The sequence below is a fragment of the Neorhizobium sp. P1_A6 genome (genome assembly GCF_056406795.1).
Genome location: NZ_JBFTZM010000003.1, coordinates 96,562 through 114,668 on the forward strand (window position 1 = coordinate 96,562; position 18,107 = coordinate 114,668).

General features: G+C 61.3%; 19 protein-coding genes. 9 read left to right on the forward strand and 10 right to left on the reverse strand.

What is annotated here, in order from left to right; all coding sequences use genetic code 11:
* The first annotated feature begins 217 nt into the window (after positions 1–217).
* The 3 genes from AC1D3C_RS07345 to AC1D3C_RS07355 all read left to right on the forward strand — a co-directional run bounded on the left by AC1D3C_RS07345 (position 218) and on the right by AC1D3C_RS07355 (position 2,380).
* A complete protein-coding gene (locus AC1D3C_RS07345) occupies positions 218–1,759 on the forward strand; it encodes a DegQ family serine endoprotease (protein ID WP_477482445.1) in 1,542 nt (513 codons plus the stop codon).
* A 134-nt stretch (positions 1,760–1,893) separates the two neighbouring features.
* A complete protein-coding gene (locus AC1D3C_RS07350; protein WP_477482446.1) occupies positions 1,894–2,019 on the forward strand; it encodes a hypothetical protein in 126 nt (41 codons plus the stop codon).
* 181 nt (positions 2,020–2,200) lie between these two features.
* On the forward strand, positions 2,201–2,380 hold the full coding sequence (locus tag AC1D3C_RS07355; protein ID WP_038542948.1) for a hypothetical protein: 180 nt from the start codon (positions 2,201–2,203) through the stop codon (positions 2,378–2,380).
* A gap of 80 nt (positions 2,381–2,460) precedes the next feature.
* On the opposite strand, the gene AC1D3C_RS07360 is transcribed toward AC1D3C_RS07355, so the two are convergent.
* The gene (locus AC1D3C_RS07360; RefSeq protein ID WP_038542946.1) at positions 2,461–2,721 is read right to left on the reverse strand and encodes a DUF2171 domain-containing protein; all 261 of its coding nucleotides are present in this window, start codon (positions 2,719–2,721) and stop codon (positions 2,461–2,463) included.
* 102 nt (positions 2,722–2,823) lie between these two features.
* Positions 2,824–3,117 (reverse strand): hypothetical protein, encoded by a 294-nt coding sequence (locus tag AC1D3C_RS07365; protein ID WP_247033066.1) that lies wholly within the window; start codon positions 3,115–3,117, stop codon positions 2,824–2,826.
* Positions 3,118–3,416: 299 nt separating this feature from the next.
* On the opposite strand from AC1D3C_RS07365, the gene AC1D3C_RS07370 reads away from it, so the two are divergent.
* The 4 genes from AC1D3C_RS07370 to AC1D3C_RS07385 all read left to right on the forward strand — a co-directional run bounded on the left by AC1D3C_RS07370 (position 3,417) and on the right by AC1D3C_RS07385 (position 7,372).
* Positions 3,417–4,703: an efflux RND transporter periplasmic adaptor subunit gene (locus tag AC1D3C_RS07370; RefSeq protein ID WP_477482447.1), complete on the forward strand. Its 1,287-nt coding sequence runs from the start codon at positions 3,417–3,419 to the stop codon at positions 4,701–4,703.
* Between the two features lie 11 nt (positions 4,704–4,714).
* On the forward strand, positions 4,715–5,431 hold the full coding sequence (locus AC1D3C_RS07375) for an ABC transporter ATP-binding protein (RefSeq protein WP_477482448.1): 717 nt from the start codon (positions 4,715–4,717) through the stop codon (positions 5,429–5,431).
* Positions 5,421–6,626 (forward strand): ABC transporter permease, encoded by a 1,206-nt coding sequence (locus tag AC1D3C_RS07380; protein ID WP_477482449.1) that lies wholly within the window; start codon positions 5,421–5,423, stop codon positions 6,624–6,626. Before AC1D3C_RS07375 ends, AC1D3C_RS07380 begins: the two co-directional genes overlap by 11 nt.
* A 122-nt stretch (positions 6,627–6,748) precedes the next feature.
* Positions 6,749–7,372 (forward strand): GntR family transcriptional regulator, encoded by a 624-nt coding sequence (locus tag AC1D3C_RS07385; RefSeq protein ID WP_477482450.1) that lies wholly within the window; start codon positions 6,749–6,751, stop codon positions 7,370–7,372.
* 5 nt (positions 7,373–7,377) lie between these two features.
* On the opposite strand, the gene sufA is transcribed toward AC1D3C_RS07385, so the two are convergent.
* The 7 genes from sufA to AC1D3C_RS07420 all read right to left on the reverse strand — a co-directional run bounded on the left by sufA (position 7,378) and on the right by AC1D3C_RS07420 (position 14,395).
* Positions 7,378–7,767, reverse strand: a complete 390-nt coding sequence (gene sufA / locus AC1D3C_RS07390) for a Fe-S cluster assembly scaffold SufA (protein WP_038542936.1) — start codon at positions 7,765–7,767, stop codon at positions 7,378–7,380.
* Positions 7,768–7,844: 77 nt separating this feature from the next.
* Complete coding sequence (locus AC1D3C_RS07395; RefSeq protein ID WP_038542934.1) at positions 7,845–8,225, reverse strand: SUF system Fe-S cluster assembly protein; 381 nt, start codon at positions 8,223–8,225, stop codon at positions 7,845–7,847.
* Between the two features lie 11 nt (positions 8,226–8,236).
* Positions 8,237–9,478, reverse strand: a complete 1,242-nt coding sequence (locus AC1D3C_RS07400; protein ID WP_477482451.1) for a cysteine desulfurase — start codon at positions 9,476–9,478, stop codon at positions 8,237–8,239.
* A gap of 13 nt (positions 9,479–9,491) precedes the next feature.
* Complete coding sequence (sufD, locus tag AC1D3C_RS07405) at positions 9,492–10,766, reverse strand: Fe-S cluster assembly protein SufD (RefSeq protein WP_477482452.1); 1,275 nt, start codon at positions 10,764–10,766, stop codon at positions 9,492–9,494.
* A gap of 25 nt (positions 10,767–10,791) precedes the next feature.
* The gene (gene sufC / locus AC1D3C_RS07410; protein WP_038542928.1) at positions 10,792–11,547 is read right to left on the reverse strand and encodes a Fe-S cluster assembly ATPase SufC; all 756 of its coding nucleotides are present in this window, start codon (positions 11,545–11,547) and stop codon (positions 10,792–10,794) included.
* 63 nt (positions 11,548–11,610) lie between these two features.
* Positions 11,611–13,080, reverse strand: coding sequence for a Fe-S cluster assembly protein SufB (gene sufB, locus AC1D3C_RS07415; protein ID WP_038549186.1), 1,470 nt, complete (start codon positions 13,078–13,080; stop codon positions 11,611–11,613).
* Positions 13,081–13,228: 148 nt separating this feature from the next.
* Positions 13,229–14,395 carry a cysteine desulfurase family protein gene (locus tag AC1D3C_RS07420; protein ID WP_477482453.1) on the reverse strand — a complete coding sequence of 389 codons (1,167 nt, stop codon included), beginning with the start codon at positions 14,393–14,395 and terminating at the stop codon, positions 13,229–13,231.
* Positions 14,396–14,636: 241 nt separating this feature from the next.
* Here AC1D3C_RS07420 and AC1D3C_RS07425 point away from each other — a divergent pair, with 241 nt between their 5' ends.
* Complete coding sequence (locus tag AC1D3C_RS07425) at positions 14,637–15,314, forward strand: alpha/beta hydrolase (RefSeq protein ID WP_038542924.1); 678 nt, start codon at positions 14,637–14,639, stop codon at positions 15,312–15,314.
* 47 nt (positions 15,315–15,361) lie between these two features.
* Here AC1D3C_RS07425 and AC1D3C_RS07430 read toward each other — a convergent pair whose 3' ends face one another.
* Entirely contained in the window at positions 15,362–16,549 is a 1,188-nt protein-coding gene (locus AC1D3C_RS07430) for a GGDEF domain-containing protein (RefSeq protein ID WP_477482454.1), read from the reverse strand.
* A 270-nt stretch (positions 16,550–16,819) separates the two neighbouring features.
* Here AC1D3C_RS07430 and tyrS point away from each other — a divergent pair, with 270 nt between their 5' ends.
* Positions 16,820–18,073, forward strand: a complete 1,254-nt coding sequence (gene tyrS / locus AC1D3C_RS07435) for a tyrosine--tRNA ligase (protein WP_477482455.1) — start codon at positions 16,820–16,822, stop codon at positions 18,071–18,073.
* Positions 18,074–18,107 lie beyond the last annotated feature (34 nt).

An 18,107-nucleotide genomic window follows, 5' to 3' on the forward strand; every position in this document is an offset into this window, starting at 1 on the left:
GAGGATCGACTTCGATCGCCCGGCGTTCACTCCGCTTCACCTATGTCCCGGTGATCAGGCTTTCTGAAGTAGCGGCTTTCCTCGCCGACTCTTCAGCATCGTGAATCTTCGAAACCAACCGATCGGCCGTGCGCGCTCCATCACGCGGCTTCGATCTTCTTTGCCCTGATGCGCCCGCCTCCCGGCGCCAAGGCTGCAGATTGAAAGGAAGACCTCCATGTCCAATATCCTTCGCAAACACCGAATCGTTGCCCTTCTCGGCGCCGCCATCGTTGCGGTGCCGCTCTCCGTGCCGGTCATTCTCGGCACCAACGCGGCCCATGCGGCAACCATGGCAACCTCCGTCACCGGCTCCGTTTCCGGCATCGTCGCTCCGGGCGGCTCGTTCGCCCCGATCGTTTCGGCCGACAAGCCGGCGGTCGTCACCATCATCACCACGATGAAGGCCCAGAACGTCGCTTCGGACGACAGCTCGCCCTTCGGCGACAATTCCCCGTTTGACGAGCAGTTCCGACAGTTCTTCGGCCAGCAGGGCATTCCCGTGCCGCGCCAGATGCCGCAGCAGCGCCAGGCTCCGCGGGCGGAGGCTCTCGGCTCCGGTTTCGTTGTTACGGCGGACGGCTACATCGTCACCAACAACCACGTGATCGACAATGCGATCGACATCAAGGTGACGCTTGACGACGGCACGGAAGTGCCTGCCAAGCTGATCGGCACCGATCCGAAATCCGACCTCGCGGTCATCAAGATCAACGCGCCGAAGCCCTTGGCCACCATCGCCTGGGGCGATTCGGACAAGCTCAATGCCGGCGACCAGATCCTGGCGATCGGTAATCCGTTCGGCATCGGCACGACGGTGACGGCCGGTATCGTTTCGGCGCGCGGCCGCGATCTGCACAGCGGACCCTATGATGACTTCATCCAGATCGACGCGCCGATCAACCATGGCAATTCCGGCGGTCCGCTGGTCGATCTCGAAGGCAAGGTCGTCGGTATCAACACGGCGATCTATTCGCCGAACGGCGGCAGCGTCGGTGTCGGCTTTGCCATCCCGTCCGACCAGGCCCAGAAGGTCGTCGCCAAGCTAATGAAGGACGGCTCCATCGAGCATGGCTTCATCGGCGTACAGATTCAGCCGGTGACGGCGGATGTGGCGAGCGCCATCGGCCTCGACAAGCCGGAAGGCGCGTTGGTTGCCAATGTCAACGACGGCACGCCGGCTGCCAAGGCCGGTATCCAGACCGGCGACGTCATCACCGCGCTCGGCGGCCAGGCGGTCAAATCTCCGCGGGACCTGTCGCGCATGGTGGCCGACCTGACGCCCGGTGCCAAGGAAGGCCTGACCGTTTGGCGTCAGGGTCAAAACCGCAACCTCAGCATCACGGTCGGCGGCAACGAGCCAGACCAGCAGCAGGCTTCCGCTGACAACGGCGACAAGTCCATGCAGGGTGCCCAGCGCGTTCCGACCATCGGCATCGGTCTTGCCGACATCACGCCGGACATCCGCCAGGCCCTCAACCTGCCCCGTCGGGAAAACGGCGCAGTGATTGAAAGCGTCGCCCCCGACAAACCGGCTGCCGATGCCGGCCTGCAGCCGGGAGACGTCATCATCTCGATCAATCAGCAGCCGGTGAAGTCGGCCAAGGATGCAAAGACGGCGGTTGCCGAAGCCGGCAAGTCCGGGCGCAAGTCAGTTCTACTTCTCATCCAGCGTGGCGAAAACCAGACCTTCGTCGCGGTTCCCTTCTCGATCGGCTGAGGCCCGACTCACCCTCCATTTTTTCGGCGCCGCGCGGTTTTCCGGACCGGGCGGCGTCTCTTTGCTTTGCCCACTTTCCTCCCCGCCGGAACCTTGATGAGCATAAGACGTTTGTTCGGCCGAAGGAGCATTGCATGCGCATCATATTCATCGTCATGATCGTTTCGGTGCTCAGCATCCTGGCGTTCAAATATGCGGATCAATCGCTAGGTAGCGGCGATATTCTTGCCACTCCCGCGGAACTCTCGGCTCAGAACTGATCCGATCGCGTCAAGCGGCGTAAAGACCATGCTGGACGATCTTTCCTGGTGGGCAACGGCGCTCAAGACGGCCCGCGAGAAAGCTTGATTGCCTGTCACGCGACATTGATCCGAAGGTTCCGGTTTTGCCCGGAACCTTCCCGTTTTCAGGGTGTTGTCAGGCAATAGAGGAGTCGTTGCCATGAGCGCCCAGAATGTCCTGATTGCCTTGGGATCTGCGATTGCGGGTGGCCTTGTCGTCGCCCTCCTGATGCATCCTGCCGGACCGACCGTGACCGCGAAGTCGGACCGCCTTAGCGGCCCACCGGCAGAGACCGCCTTCATGCCCGAACGCTTCGGCGTCCCCGGTTCGACACAATGACGTAGACGCCTGAAGTTGGGATCTGACATGCGAAAAAGCCGGCGTCTCTTTCGAGGCGCCGGCTTTTTCATGTCTACCAATCAATGAACACCCTTGCCGCTCTCTTCCTCTTCGAATGTCACTGCGACATCGCCATCGGCCGAGAGGCGAACCCTGTTGCCTTCGATATCGGCGACGAGTTCAAGCGGAATGAAGTGATGGTGGCCTTTATGGCCACCCTCACCGCTGTCCTTCCTGGTCAGCTTGATACGGCTGCCTTCGACGCGGTCGACCGTTCCAACATGGACGCCATCCGCACCGATGACTTCAGCGTGTTCCTTGATTCTTGCAGCATCGATCATGGGAAATCTCCTTTTCAGCGCTCCGACAACGCGTGAATGAAGATATCGATGCATGCCTCTTCAAAAAGGCAGGACCTTTCGAAAACACGCCGCTGGCAAAGGTTATTGGTGCAGGGTGTAAGTACCCATTTTGCAGAAGTCCTGCGTGTCTTCCATGTCTTCGAGCTTGGAATCCTCCGAGAATTCGAAGCGCATGTCGTATTTGCAGGTACGGCGGCCATCGCGGATGGTGATCTTGATGCTCTGGCCGGGCTCCAGCACGTCGTTGCCGAAAACGTCTTCTTCCCAGTTGTCCACACCTTCCGGTGAAGTGTAAAAGCGCTCAAGTGTACCCTTTGTCTTGTTGATCAGCGTGAACACAAGATCGTCTGCAGCATGCGAAGCACCTGCGGACATCAGAATAGCTGCGAAAGCGCCGGCTAATGTTGAGAATTTCTTAACCACAATACTACCCCTCTACCCATTAATTGGGTTGGTTATTGCTACCACGCTACCGTTAAAGGCTGATGAAATGGCCGGTATTCTTCGATACACGTGTATTACCGATATTTAAGTTTTACCATTTCCGGTTTTATGTCATTGAGAGAGCATAAGAATTTCGCCCCGCGACCATGCTTCGGGCGGATTTGCGCCCCATGACGGCACAGCGAGAGATTTAGCCCTGGTTGTATCGCTACCCAGCAAAGGACAGGCCGTTGAACGTGCAGAACACCCCCGACCCGGCAGCAAAGACCAGCGGCACGCCCGATCTCGCCGCGATTCTGGCCACCTCGGGAAGCCAACGCAAAAAGCGTCGCTGGATCTGGCCGACGGTCTTTGTCGTTCTCGTTGCGGTGGCGGCGGGCGCCTATGGCTATTCGGGCAGTGGAGGCCCGCGCTACGATTACATGACGCAGCCGGCCAAGCGCGGCGGCCTCTCGGTCATCGTCACGGCGACAGGCTCGGTCCAGCCGACCGATCAGGTGGACATATCGAGCGAGCTGTCCGGCACCGTCCGCAAGGTTAATGTCAGCTACAACAGCACTGTCAAACAGGGCGACGTGCTCGCCGAACTCGACACCAACAAGCAGGAAGCGGATGTCCAGAGCGCCCGCGCTCAACTCGCCTCGGCAAAAGCCAACGTGCTGAAGGCCGAAGCAGAAGCAGCGTCGGCCAAGAATTCGTTCGACCGCTTGACCGGCCTCGTCAGCAACCGCATTTCCACCCAGCAGGAACTGGACGCGGCGAAATTCACCTATGATTCGGCGCTCGCCACCAAGGCCGTCAACGAGGCGTCTGTTCTTTCCGCCGAAGCCAATCTGCGGCTGTCGGAACTCAACCTCGTGAAGCTCAAGATCGTCTCGCCGATCGACGGCATCGTGCTGACCCGCGCCGTGGATCCGGGGGCGACCGTCGCGTCTTCGCTCAATGCGCCGGTGCTCTTCACCATTGCCGGCGACCTAAAGCGCATGGAGCTGCAGGTCGCCGTTGATGAGGCGGATGTCGGCCATGTGCAGGAGGGTCAGGCGGCAAAATTCTCTGTCGACGCCTATCCCGATCGCAACTTTCCGGCCACCATCCAGACCGTGCGCTTCGCCTCCGAAACCGTCTCCAATGTCGTCACCTACAAGGCGATCCTGACGTTCGACAATGCCGACCTGCTGCTGCGTCCCGGCATGACGGCAACGGCCGATATTACCGTGCAATCGGTCACCGACGCGCTCCTCGTGCCGAATGCGGCGCTGCGCTACTCGCCGCCGACGACGGCGCGCAGCCGCGGCAATTTCCTCACCCGGCTTTTTGCGCCGCCGCGTCCGCGCGGCAATCGCGGCGGCGACGATGCTTCGGGAGCGGGTCGTGCCGTCTGGGTTCTGCGCGCAGGCGCGCCGACGCGGGTACAGGTCGAGACCGGCCCCACCGACGGCCAGTTCACGGTGCTGAAATCCGGCGAGGTCAAGCAAGGCGATCTGCTGATCACGGACGCCGTCGCCCGGGCGAGCTGAGGAGGGTTTTGATGACGCTTCCTCCCATCATCGCCTTCAGACAGGTTTCGAAATTCTACGGGCACGGCGAAGCGACGATCCGTGCCCTCGATCATATCGACCTGTCGATCACGGCGGGCGAGTTCGTGTCGATCATGGGTCCGTCCGGTTCCGGCAAGTCGACCGCGATGAACATCATCGGCGGGCTCGACGTGCCTTCATCCGGCGAATATCTGTTCCAGGGCATTCCGACGAGCGGCTTCGACCGCGCGCAGCAGACGCTGCTGCGGCGTCACATGCTCGGCTTCGTGTTCCAGGGGTTCAACCTGCTCGCCCGCACATCCGCCGTCGAAAATGTCGAACTGCCGCTGGTCTATCGGGGCATGGATCACCGCGAACGGCGCAGCCGCGCGATGATCGCGCTGGAACAGGTGGGTCTCAAGGGCCGCGAAGGCCATACAACGCAGGAACTGTCGGGCGGTCAGCAGCAGCGTGTGGCGATCGCACGCGCCATCGTCACCGATCCCGCCGTGCTGCTCGCCGACGAACCGACCGGCAATCTCGACACCAGGACCAGCGCCGAGATCATGGAGCTGATCACCCGGCTCAATCGAGATAACGGCATCACCGTGATCATGGTCACCCACGAAGAGGACATCGCCGCCTATGGCAAACGGCTCCTGCGCTTCGTCGACGGACGCCTCGCCTCCGACCAGGCGCAGGTGAAGGAGCATGATCATGTTCTTTGAAACAGCGAAACTGGCCTGGCGAGCGATCAGCCGCAACATGCTGCGCTCCTTCCTCACCGTGCTCGGCGTGGTGATCGGCGTCGCGGCTGTCATCGCCATGGTGACGGTCGGCAACGGCACGACGGCGAAGGTCCAGGCCGAGCTTTCTCGCCTCGGCACCAACACGCTGTTCGTCCGCCCGGGCCAATGGGGGCCGGGACGCGCCAGCAGCGAGGCCAAGCGCTTCAACGACAAGGATGTCCTGGCGATCCAGGAACAGGTGGCCGGACTTCGCGCCGTGGCGCCCGTGAACCGCGGCACGGCGACCGTGATTGCCGGCGGCGCCAACCATTCGTCCAGCGTGATCGGCACCAACAACGATTATCTGATCGCCCAGGACTGGGATCTGTCGCTCGGCCGGTCATTCCTCGCCAACGAGGACCGTGGCAGCCAGGCTGCCTGCATCATCGGCGAAACTGTTCGCAAGGAACTTTTTGGCGCAGCCAACCCGATCGGGCAGAACATCCGCGTCAGCAATGTCGCCTGCCCGGTTGTCGGCGTGCTCGCCGTCAAGGGCCAGTCCGGCATGGGCGACGACCAGGACGACACGGTCATCATGCCGTTGAAACTCCACCAGCGGCGGATCGGCGGGACGACGACGATCAGCAGCATCATCCTGTCGGCGCAGGATGGTGTGGCAACCGAAAAAGTCCAGTCGGATGTCGAAAGCCTGCTGCGCGAACGGCGCAGGATTGCGGTTGGCCGCGATGACGATTTCTCGGTCAACGATATGTCGCAGATCGCCGCGGCGATGACCGGCACGACGGTGCTGCTGACCGGGCTGCTCGGTGCCGTCGCGGCCGTGAGCCTGCTGGTCGGCGGCATCGGCATCATGAACATCATGCTGGTTTCGGTCACCGAACGCACCCGCGAGATCGGCATTCGCCTCGCGATCGGCGCGCTCGAGCGACAGGTACTGACCCAATTCCTCGTCGAGGCGGTGATGCTGTCGATCTTCGGCGGCGTCAGCGGCATCATTGCCGGCCTTGCGCTTGCTTATGGCGTCGTGAGCTTCCTCGGCGTGCCCTTCGTCGCCAGCCCAACGATCATCCTGCTCGCCTTCGCCTTCTCGGCGGCGATCGGCATGGTATTCGGCTATTTTCCGGCCCGGCGTGCGGCGCAGCTCAATCCGATCGAAGCCCTCCGCCACGAATGACCAAAGCGCCTCTGGCCGTCAAGAACGCCGACGAACAACTGAATACCGCAGACTGATATATCAGCTCGGCTTGCCATTCCAAATGCGACATGTCACCGTCTGATATATCAGAGAGGATCACCATGGCATCCGAAGCAGAACCGCTCAGCAGACAGGCCTATCACCGGCTTGAAACCCTGATCGTTACCATGGAGCTGCCGCCCGGTGCGCTGGTTACGGAAAAGCAGCTCATCGGCCTTGCGGGACAAGGCCGCACGCCAGTGCGCGAAGCGATCCAGAAACTCGAATGGCAGGGATTGATGCGGGTGCGCCCGCGCGTCGGTCTGCAGGTCACCGAGATCATCGAGAGCGACCACGAGAGCATTATGCAGGTGCGGCGCCAGCTCGAACCCGTTGCAGCAGCGTTGGTGGCGGAACATGCCGACGAGGAGCAACGTACCGCCCTCCTCGACTGCGCCAAGGCAATGGGTGCCGCAGCGGCGACCGGTGACATTCACGGCTTCCTGGATGCCGACAAGCGTTTTGACGAGACCCTCGAGGAGGCCTGTCCCAACCGGTTCCTGACCTCGGCGCTGGCGCCGCTCCAGACCCATTCGCGGCGGCGGTGGTTTTCGACGGCCTCTATCGAACGGCTGGATCAGGCGGTGACCCAGCATGTCGCCGTCATCCGCGCCATCCGGGCGAGCGACGTCGAAGCGGCGCGAAGAGCGATGGAGACACTCCTCGCCTATCTGACGAATTCATGAGGTAATCAGGCGTGGACTTCGGCTTCGCGCTGCTTTGCGAGCGCAGCGAGATCCGCAGGCTTCAGTTCGACCGACTCGCCGCAGCCGCAGGCAGACGTCTGGTTCGGATTGACGAAGGTGAAGCCTGAGCGCATCTGCGTGACTTCGAAATCCATCTGGGTGCCGAGGAGATAAAGCACGGCGGAAGGTTCGATCCAGACGCTCGCGCCGTCGTGCTCGATCATATCGTCCTTCGCATTCGGCTCGGTGACGAGATCGACCGTGTATTCCATGCCGGCGCAGCCGCCCTTCTTGATCCCGACGCGCAGGCCCTTTGCCTCCGTTCCGGAATTGGCGACGAGCTGCTTGACGCGGGTCGCGGCGGCATCGGTCATGGTCATAATGGCGAAGCCCATGGGCTCATTCTCCTTCCGCACACGGATTCAAGGTCCGGTGTTTCACGATTCAAATGTAGTACCGACCGATTAATCGATCAATACCAGCCGACGGCAACTTGCGCTTCTTCGGACATGCGCTCCGGCGTCCACGGCGGATCGAAGGTCATCTCGACTTCGACGCCGGACACGCCTTCTACGGCGCCGACGGCGTTTTCCACCCAGCCCGGCATTTCGCCGGCGACCGGGCAGCCGGGTGCCGTCAGCGTCATCAGGATCTTCACCATGCGGTCGTCCTCGATGTCGATCTTGTAGATCAGACCGAGTTCGAAGATGTCGGCGGGGATTTCCGGATCATAGACCGTTTTCAGCGCTCCGATCACGTCGTCGCTCAATCGCGCCAACTCATCGGCCGGAATAGCGGATTGGATCAGTCCTTCGCGGGCGTCCCACTTCAATTCCGTTTCATCGGCGGCCATGGCAATAGTCCTCAAGCAAAGAAATTTCGCGCGTAGTCGAGCGCATCGGCCAGCGCATCCACTTCGGCACGGGTATTATACATGCCGAACGATGCCCTGCATGTGGAGGTGACGCCGAAGCGCTTCAAGAGCGGCATGGCGCAATGGGTGCCGGCGCGGACCGCCACGCCCTTGCGGTCGATCACCATCGAGACGTCATGGGCATGGATGCCCGCAAGCTCGAAAGAGAAGATGCCGCCCTTGCCGGGCGCATTGCCGATGATCCGCAGCGAGTTGATGGCCCGCAGGCGTTCGGCAGCGTAGGCGGCCAGATCCGCCTCGTGGCGGGCAATCGCGGCGCGGCCGATCTTGTCCATATAGTCCAGCGCGTAACCGAGCCCGATCGCCTGGACGATCGGCGGCGTACCCGCCTCGAAACGATGCGGCGGATCGTTGTAAGTAACGATATCCTCGGTGACGTCGACGATCATCTCGCCGCCGCCCTGGAACGGCCGCATCTCCCTTAGCCGATCCGATTTGCCGTAAAGCACACCGATGCCGGACGGGCCATAAAGCTTGTGGCCGGTCATCACGTACCAGTCGCAATCGATGTCGCGGACATCGACCGGCATGTGCACGGCGCCCTGGCTGCCGTCGATCAGGACCGGAATGCCGCGCTCGTGGGCGATGCGGCAGACTTCCTTGACCGGAACCACGGTGCCGAGCGCGTTCGACATATGGGTGATGGCGACGAGCTTGGTCTTTTCGGTGAGAGACGTTTCGAAATCCTCGATATGGAAGGCACCCTCGTCGTCGACCGGCACCCAGACGAGCTTGGCGCCCTGCCGCTCGCGGATGAAATGCCAAGGCACGATGTTGGAATGGTGCTCCATGATCGTCACGACGATCTCGTCGTCGGCACCGATATTCGGCATGCCCCAGCCGTAGGCGACCGTGTTGATCGCCTCGGTCGAGTTCTTGGTGAAGACGATCTCGTCCACCGAACCGGCATTCAGGAACCGGCGCACCTTTTCGCGCGACGCCTCATAGGCTTCGGTCGCGGCATTCGAGAGGAAATGCAGGCCGCGATGGACGTTCGCATATTCGCTCGAATAGGCGTGGCTGATCGCGTCGATCACCACCTGCGGCTTCTGGGCCGAGGCGCCGTTGTCGAGATAGACCAGCGGCTTGCCGTGCACCATCGTCGACAGGATCGGAAAATCCCGGCGGATCGCTTCCACATCGTAGGTCGTCGAGGGTGCACTCTGGTCCATGTCAGGCCCCTTCTCAGGCGTGTTTTTCAAGCCAGGCCGAGATGACGCCTTCCAGCGCCTCGACCAGCTTTTCTTCCTCGAGTTCCTCGACGATCTCGGCAACGAAGGCGTTGACCAGCATGGCCCGCGCCTTGTTTTCCGGAACGCCGCGCGCCATCAGGTAAAAGAGATGGCTGCTCTCGATATCGGCAACCGTCGCGCCATGGCCGCAGACCACGTCGTCGGCGAAGATTTCGAGCTCGGGCTTGGCCGAGAACCCGCCATCGTCGGTCAACAGAAGCGTGTTGCAGGACATCTTGGCGTCTGTCTTCTGTGCGTCCGGAGCGACCCGGATCATGCCCTGGAAGACGCCGTTGGCGCGGTCGAACACGACGTTGCGGATGATTTCCGTCGAGTTGGTGTTCGGCACGTTGTGGCCGAGAACCAGCGTGACGTCGGTGTGGCTTTCCGCGCCGAGCAGGTTGACGCCGCGCAGCGTCAGTTCGGCACCCTCGCCGGCCACGTCGATGCGCAGTTCCTGGCGCACCAGCTTGCCGCCGGCATTGRTGACGAACAGGCGCAGCTTGGCATCAGTGCCGAGCTTTACGCGGATCTGGCCGAGATGGGTGTCCTCTGCAGCCTGCTGCTGCAGGATGATCCAGGTGATGTCAGCGCCGTCCTCCAGCGCGATGTCACTGATCGAGGACACCAGCGCTGAACCTTCAGCCACCGACCGGTGACGCTCGATGATCGTCGCCTTGGAAGCGGCGCCGAAGGAGACCGGGAAGCGCGTATGAACTTGGCCGGCGCCGTGCAGCGCCTGCAGTTCGATCGGCGCATCCAGTTCCGTATTGGCCGGAACGGTGACCGCGTAACCATCACGCACGAAGCTGCCGTTGATGCGGCCGATCGCGTCGTCCCTGTCTAGCGCCGTCAGACCGGCAGCGGCCGAACCGTCGGCGAGACTGTCCTTGAAAAGCGTGATCTCGACGCCGTCAACGGCGGCCTTCGCATCCGCATCACCCTGCAGGATCGAAAGCACCTTCGAGCCCTCGACCAGCGGCGCGATCGGATCAATGGCGGAAACCAGCGTCATTTCGGGGACGCTACGCAGCAGGTTCTTGAGGTCGGTATAATGCCAGGCCTCGATGCGGCGGGTCGGCAGGCCGGACTTCTTGAGATCGTCCAGAAGCCTGTCGCGCGTGCCGATCACGGCGCCATTGCCCGGCAGTTCGCCGATCTGCGTGCCGAAGGCTTCGACCAACGCGGTTTCTGCAGCCGTGAGGCGGCTTGTCGTCTGCATGTTCATGACAACATCCTTCCCTTCGGGCCGCTTAAGCCGCTTCTCCGATGATATCGGCATAGCCATTCTCTTCCAGCTCAAGCGCAAGCGCCTTGTCGCCGGAGCGGATAATCTGGCCCTTGTAGAGCACGTGGACCGTGTCCGGCACGATGTAGTCGAGCAGGCGCTGGTAATGGGTGATGACGATCGTGGCACGGTCCGGCGACTTCAGAGCGTTGACGCCATCGGCAACGATCTTCAGCGCGTCGATGTCGAGGCCGCTATCGGTTTCATCGAGGATACAAAGTTTTGGCTCGAGCAGCGCCATCTGCAGGATTTCGGCGCGCTTCTTTTCGCCGCCGGAAAAACCGACGTTGAGCGGACGGCGCAGCATGGCCTGGTCGATCTTCAGCTTTTCGGCAGCTTCCTTGACGCGGCGGATGAAGTCCGGCGTCGTCAGTTCCGCTTCGCCGCGCGCCTTGCGCTGCTCGTTCATCGCAACCTTCAGGAACTGCATGGTGGCGACGCCCGGGATTTCGAGCGGATACTGGAAGGCGAGGAAGATGCCCTTGGACGCACGCTCGGCCGGGTCGAGTTCCAGGATGCTCTCGCCGTTATAGAGGATATCGCCCTCGGTGACTTCGTAATCCTGGCGGCCTGCGAGGATATAGGACAGTGTCGACTTGCCGGAGCCGTTCGGGCCCATGACGGCAGCAACTTCACCGGCTTTCACGGTGAGGTTCAGGCCGCGGATGATCTCGGTGCCGTCTTCGGCGATACGGGCGTGCAGGTTCTTGATCTCAAGCATGTTTCTTATCCTTCCGGATTTATTCGGTGACGCGTCAGTGCGCGATATTCGGACAGCGGGCCATCAGCCCACGGAGCCTTCGAGCGAGATGCCGATCAGCTTCTGGGCCTCGACGGCGAATTCCATCGGCAACTGCTGGATGACGTCCTTGACGAAGCCGTTGACGATCAGGGCGATGGCTTCCTCTTCGGGAATRCCGCGCTGCATGACGTAGAACTTCTGGTCCTCGGAAATCTTCGAGGTCGTCGCTTCGTGCTCGATTTGTGCCGATGCGTTCTTCACGTCGATATAGGGCACGGTGTGGGCACCGCACTGGTCGCCGATCAGGAGCGAGTCGCAATTGGTGAAGTTGCGTGCATTTGAAGCCCGGCGGTTGATCGATACCTGGCCGCGATAGGTGTTGTTCGAATTGCCGGCGGAAATGCCCTTGGAGATGATGCGGCTCGACGTGTTCTTGCCGAGATGGATCATCTTGGTGCCGCTGTCGATCTGCTGATAACCGTTGGAAACGGCGATCGAATAGAACTCGCCGCGGCTATCGTCGCCACGAAGAATGCAGCTCGGATATTTCCAGGTGATCGCCGAACCGGTCTCGACCTGCGTCCACGAGATCTTCGAGCGGGCGCCGCGGCAATCGCCGCGCTTGGTGACGAAGTTGTAGATGCCGCCCTTGCCCTGGGCGTCGCCCGGGTACCAGTTCTGCACCGTCGAATACTTGATCTCCGCGTCGTCGAGAGCGATGAGCTCGACCACGGCGGCGTGAAGCTGGTTCTCGTCGCGCTGCGGCGCCGTGCACCCTTCGAGGTAGGAAACGTAAGCGCCTTCCTCGGCGATGATCAGCGTGCGCTCGAACTGGCCGGTGTTCTTTTCATTGATGCGGAAATAGGTGGACAGCTCCATCGGGCACCGCACGCCCTTCGGCACGAAGACGAAGGAACCGTCGGTGAACACGGCGGCGTTCAGGGTCGCATAGAAATTGTCCGAGGTCGGAACGACCGAGCCCAGATATTTCTTGATCAGCTCAGGATGTTCGCGGATCGCCTCGGAGATCGACATGAAGATCACGCCGGCCTTCTGCAGTTCCTTCTTGAAGGTCGTCACGACCGAAACCGAGTCGAAGACGGCGTCGACGGCGACCCGCGGCGTCTCGACGCCAGCCAGAATCTCCTGTTCGCGCAGCGGAATGCCGAGCTTCTCGTAGACCCTCAACAGTTCCGGGTCGACGTCTTCGAGCGACTTCGGGCCGGCGCTGCTTTTCGGAGCTGCGTAATAATAGAGATCGTTGAAGTCGATCTTCGGATATTCGACGCGCGCCCAGGTGGGCTCTTCCATGGTCAGCCAGCGACGATAGGCGTCAAGACGCCATTCCAGCATCCATTCCGGCTCCTGCTTCTTGGCGGAGATGAAACGGATGATATCTTCCGAAAGACCCTTTGGCGCCTTGTCCACTTCGATGACGGTTTCAAAACCGTATTTGTACTGGTCCACATCGATTAGGCGAACCTGATCGATTGTTTCCTGCACGGCAGCCATGTTCATACTCCAAATCTTGCCGGTTCAAATTCCGGCAATTCTTGTCATCAATCCGGGGGGACAGTTGCCTCCCTTATGTAGGCGCCAGAAGGCGGTTTTCACACCTTTTGGCAAGCGGAAATTTGCGCATGCGCAATTTTGGAAGCGGTCACGCCGCCTCGCCCGCCGGTTTTCGCCGGCCGGCAATCTTGGCGAAGGCGGCCAGCGCCCGCGCGATATCATCTTCCGTCGTGTCGACGCCGAGTGAAATCCGCAAAGCACCGAGCTTCGGGTCATGCCCCATCGCCGTCAGAACATGGCTTTCGCCGACCTTTCCCGCCGAACAGGCGGAGCCGGCGGACAGCGCGATACCTTCGAGATCGAAAGCGATCTGCCCGGTTTCCGATTTCAGCCCCGGCAAAGTGAAAAAGCAGGTATTCGCCACACGCAGAACTCCCTCGCCATGGATGATCGCATCCGGGGCAGTCTGGCGCATTCCCGCTTCCAGCCGGTTGCGCAACTCTTCGATCCCGGCATTGCGGTCATGAAGGTTTTCACGCACGGCCTGGGCCGCCGCACCGAACCCGACGACGGCATGGAAATTTTCCGTGCCGGACCGATGGCCCTTTTCCTGGCCGCCGCCGCGGATCAGCGGTTTCGGCATCAGCACTTCGCCGCGCGAAACGAGTGCGCCGACGCCCTTCGGACCGCCGATCTTGTGCGACGACAGGATCAGGAAATCCGCATCCAGTGCATTGATGTCCACTGGAATACGGCCGACCGCCTGCACGGCGTCCACCACCATCAGGCCGCCATGGGCATGGGCGATCGCCGCAACGTCTGCCACGGGCTGAACAATGCCGGTCTCGTTATTGACCAGCATGACAGCGACCATCGGCATGCCGACGCTCCGGTCGTGTTCGGCCAGCAGTGCCTCAAGTGCGGAAAGATCGACGATACCCGCCGGCGTCACCGGCACTTCGGTCACCTGGGCCGGATCGAAACGACCGCCTTCGCGGATCGCCGGATGCTCGATCGCTGAAACATAGACACGGCTCATCGCCAAAGGCGCCCGGCCCATCCGGAAATCCGGGGTCAGGACGTGATTGGCGGCTTCCGTCGCGCCGCTGACGAAGGTCACATGCGCCGGCTCTGCACCGACCAGCGCCGCCACCTGCCGGCGCGCCTTGTCGATTGCGGCGCGTGCCGCCCTGCCCTCGCCGTGAACCGACGAGGCGTTTCCCGGCAATTGCAACGCATCCAGCATGGCGGCGCGGGCCGGCGCGCTCAAGGGCGCGGTCGCGTTCCAGTCCAGATATGTGCGGTTCAGCGCCATTGCCTGATCGGCTTCCGTTTCTAGATAGATGTTGAATTACATATGGGCGGACGGGGAACCCGCATTTTCCTTGAAATTTCCGTCGGCCTTGCCGTAAGAGACATCGCATCGGGCGCGCATCCAGCATGCAGCCCAAAGTTTCGAATGGTTCTAAACTGAGTTTAGAAAAGCTGAGCGTCTTCGTCAAGTCAAACTCGACGTGATACTCGTTTGGAGCCTGAACATATTGACCGGAGTACCGATGCCCGAAGTCATTTTCAACGGCCCAGCCGGCCGCCTTGAAGGTCGTTACCAGCCATCCAAGGAAAAGAGCGCCCCGATCGCCATCGTCCTGCACCCGCACCCGCAGTTTGGCGGCACGATGAACAACCAGATCGTCTACCAGCTCTTCTACATGTTCCAGAAGCGCGGTTTTACGACACTCCGGTTCAATTTCCGCAGCATCGGTCGCAGCCAGGGCGAATTCGACCACGGCGCCGGAGAGCTTTCGGATGCCGCCTCGGCGCTCGACTGGGTGCAGAGCCTGCATCCCGATTCGAAGAGCTGTTGGGTCGCGGGTTATTCCTTCGGCGCCTGGATCGGTATGCAGCTCCTGATGCGCCGTCCTGAGATCGAGGGTTTCATGTCGATCGCGCCGCAGCCGAACATCTACGACTTCTCGTTCCTTGCGCCCTGCCCGTCGTCCGGCCTGATCATCAACGGCGACAGCGACAAGGTGGCCCCCGAAAAGGACGTCAACGGGCTCGTGGAAAAGTTGAAGACGCAGAAGGGCATTCTGATCACCCATCGGATAGTCGAGGGCGCCAATCACTTCTTCAACGGCCAGGTGGACACGCTGATGGGCGAATGCGAGGATTATCTCGACCGCCGCCTCAACGGCGAATTGGTGCCTGAACCGGCAGCCAAGCGCATTCGCTGATCGCTTTCAAAAACTGTTGGCGAAAACGGCTGCTTCGGCGGCCGTTTTCATTTGACGGCTTTGATGGATTTCGGCTGCGGAGAGCCGATATGCCGCGCCTGCCTGACGCGGTTGCGGCCGGAGCGCTTGGCCTCGTAGAGAGCAGCATCGGCGTCTCGCATGGCTCCCGCAAGATCGCCTCCCGGCGCAAGTTCCGCCACGCCGAAACTTGCAGTCACGGCAAAGGAGGACGGGAGCGCGCTGACCGTTATTCCCATCGTTCCGCCCCGGAGCGCCTGCGCAAACAGCGTCGCCATGTCGAGCGTCGTACTGGGGATGAAGATCGCGAACTCCTCGCCGCCGATGCGGCCGACCACGGCATTCTTGGCGGCGCTCGTCTGCAACAGATCGCTGAAGGCCTGGATCACCAGATCACCACCGTGATGGCCGTAGGTGTCGTTGATGCGCTTGAAATGATCGAGATCGCAGATGATCACCGCGTGCCCGGCCTTCGGCGCCAGCGCCATCGCCGCCTTGACGCCATTCTCGAAGCCGCGGCGATTGGCGAGACCGGAAAGCGCGTCCTTCTCCGAATTGCTGCGCTCGTCCGCCATGATCTCCAGGACCAGAACCGACAGCAGCGTCAATCCGACCGCGACCATCAGCACGGCAGTCGAGCTTTGTGAGATCAGCGCGTAATTGGTGCCGATATAATCCTTGGCGGTCGTGCCCGCCCCCGCGATCACGGCAAGGCTCGCCTTTGCGAAAAAATGCAGGCCGGTCGCCAGCAGCAGATAACCAAGCGCCCGGTCGATCGCCAGCCGGCGGGTCGATGAAAAGATGGCCGCCGCGCTCGAAAGGAGCGCCAATGCAAACGGTGTCTGGTAGGAAAAGGCATGTGCAGCCGTTCCGCGGGGCAGGTCGTAGATCAGCAGGTCGAGGCAGATGCCCGTCACCAGGAAACAGCCCGCCCAGACGGGCGCGACCTTCCGGCCGTAGAGAGTGCCGATACCGACCCTGAGCAAGGTCATGCCACCGAGCACCGATGCGAAGGCGCAGATTGCCCAGAATTTCGTGAGATACGCATAGGCGACCAGCAATTCACAGACTGACGAGAGCGAGGCGACGGTAAAAGCGGCGGCAAACCAGAGCGCAGCCGTCCGCGAGCGGCTGCGCGTGGAAACCACAACAAAAACCGCACCGAAACACATGGCGATGATAAAATTCACCGCGAGGAAAAAGGCAGCCCCGTTCATCAGCCCATCAATGCAGGAGACCTGCACACCACCCGGTTATCGCGTCCCGGGCCGGATGTTAAAAGCCCATGGAACAAGAAACCGTTAATGCATAACCTGTCCTTCTTGCACCTGCTATTGCGTCCCGCGGAAATTGCAAGGTTCCTCGTTGGCAGCCGCCCATTTGTCACGCTGATCACACCCAACATCACTTTTGAAGTGATTACCGGCAAAAACAGTGCTAGAGGCGCGGCCACATATCCCAGAACCCACCCTGCCCAGAGTTAGATCATGTCCAGGTTCAAGTCCGATTTCCTCCGCACGCTCGACGAGCGCGGTTTCATCCACCAGGTTTCCGACGAGACCGGGCTCGACGAACTGTTTTCGAAGGAAATCGTCACCGGCTATATCGGCTTCGACCCAACGGCGCCGAGCCTGCACGCCGGCAGCCTGATCCAGATCATGATGCTGCACTGGATGCAGCAGACCGGCCACCGGCCGATCTCGCTGATGGGCGGCGGCACCGGCATGGTCGGCGATCCTTCGTTCAAGGACGAAGCGCGCCAACTGATGACCGTCGACACGATCGAAGGCAACATCGCCTCGATAAAGCGCGTCTTCGCGAACTACCTCGCTTATGGCGAAGGTCCGAAGGACGCACTGATGATCAACAATGCCGACTGGCTGCGCAGCCTCAACTATCTCGAATTCCTGCGCGACGTCGGCCGGCACTTCTCGGTCAACCGGATGCTGTCGTTCGAGAGCGTCAAGACGCGCCTCGATCGTGAGCAGTCGCTATCCTTCCTGGAATTCAACTACATGATCCTCCAGGCCTATGACTTTGTGGAACTCGCCAAGCGGACCGGCTGCCGGCTGCAGATGGGCGGCTCGGATCAGTGGGGGAATATCGTCAACGGTATCGACCTCGGTCACCGTATGGGGACGCAGCAGCTTTTTGCGCTGACTTCGCCGCTCCTGACCACGTCCTCCGGTGCCAAGATGGGCAAATCGGCGACGGGCGCCATCTGGCTCAACCCGGACATGCTGTCGGCCTATGATTTCTGGCAATACTGGCGCAATACCGAGGATGCGGACGTTCCGCGCTTCCTGAAGCTCTATACGACGCTGCCGATGGACGAGATTGCGAAGCTCTCAGCCCTCGGCGGCTCGGAGATCAACGAGGTCAAGAAGATCCTCGCAACCGAGATCACGGCCATCCTGCACGGTCGCACAGCTGCGGAAGAAGCAGCGGAGACCGCCCGCAAGACGTTCGAGGAAGGTGCGCTTTCAGAAAACCTGCCGTCGGTCGAGGTTCCCACTGCCGATCTCGAAGCCGGGATCGGCCTCCTGTCGCTGATCGTGCGCGCCGGCCTTGCCGGCTCGAACGGCGAAGCACGCCGTCACGTTCAGGGCGGCGCCGTGCGCATCAACGACCAGGCCGTCAGCGACGAACGCATGACCATCGGCACGGGCGAGATCACCGGCGAAGGTGTGATCAAGCTTTCGCTCGGCAAGAAGAAGCATATCCTGGTGCGTCCGGCCTGAGCCGCGCGTCTCGATAACAAGTTGAAACGGGCCG